This is a genomic window from Xanthobacter sp. BG11Y11_SDJG (assembly GCF_057364445.1).
The window spans coordinates 1-714 of sequence record NZ_JBNFNU010000828.1 but is presented as its reverse complement, the minus strand read 5'-3'; the positions used below and the strand labels follow the sequence as shown (position 1 = coordinate 714).

Annotated in this window: 1 protein-coding gene and 1 pseudogene; both read left to right on the top strand. The window is 73.8% G+C overall.

Annotation, left to right across the window (positions count from 1 at the left end):
- The coding region (locus tag AC2W7M_RS26810; protein WP_486136254.1) for an ATP-binding cassette domain-containing protein at positions 1–346 on the top strand (346 nt) is incomplete at its 5' end.
- Positions 343–714 (top strand): annotated as a pseudogene (locus AC2W7M_RS26805) (alpha-D-ribose 1-methylphosphonate 5-triphosphate diphosphatase); the annotation flags it as partial. The gene AC2W7M_RS26810 and the pseudogene AC2W7M_RS26805, both read left to right, overlap by 4 nt.

Genomic DNA, 714 nt, shown 5'->3' with positions numbered 1-714 from the left:
CGGCGCCAGCGCGCAGGAGGCGCGGGCGCGGGCGGGGGCGATGCTGGCGCGGCTCAATTTGCCGGAGCACCTGTGGGGCCTGCCGCCCGCCACCTTCTCGGGCGGCGAGCAGCAGCGGGTGAACGTCGCCCGCGGCTTCCTCGGCGCCCAGAAGCTGCTGCTGCTCGACGAGCCGACCGCCTCGCTCGACGCGGCGAACCGATCCGTGGTGGTGGACCTCATCCACGAGCGCCGGAAGGCCGGGTGCGCCATCCTCGGCGTCTTCCACGACGCCGAGACGCGCGCAGCGGTGGCCGACCGCACGGTGGACGTGGCCGCCGGCGCGCCAGACCAGGGGACGTCATGACCGATCAGGTGCTTGCCAATGCCCGCCTCGTGCTCGCGGACGAGATCGTCCACGGCCATGTTCATGTCCGGGAGGGGCGCATCGCCGCCGTCGGCACGGGCTCCGTCCCCGCCGGCGCGCAGGACCTGGAGGGCGATTTCCTCCTGCCCGGTCTCGTGGAACTGCACACCGACCATGTGGAAGGCCATCTCTCGCCGCGGCCGAAGGTGCGCTGGGACCCGCTCGCCGCCGCCATGGCCCACGACGCGCAGATCGCCGCCTCCGGCATCACCACGGTGTTCGACAGCCTGCGCATCTGGCCGGACAAGGGTGTATCGAGCCTCGACGGCGACCTGCCGCGGCTGGTCCGCGCCCTCGCCGCGGCCGGC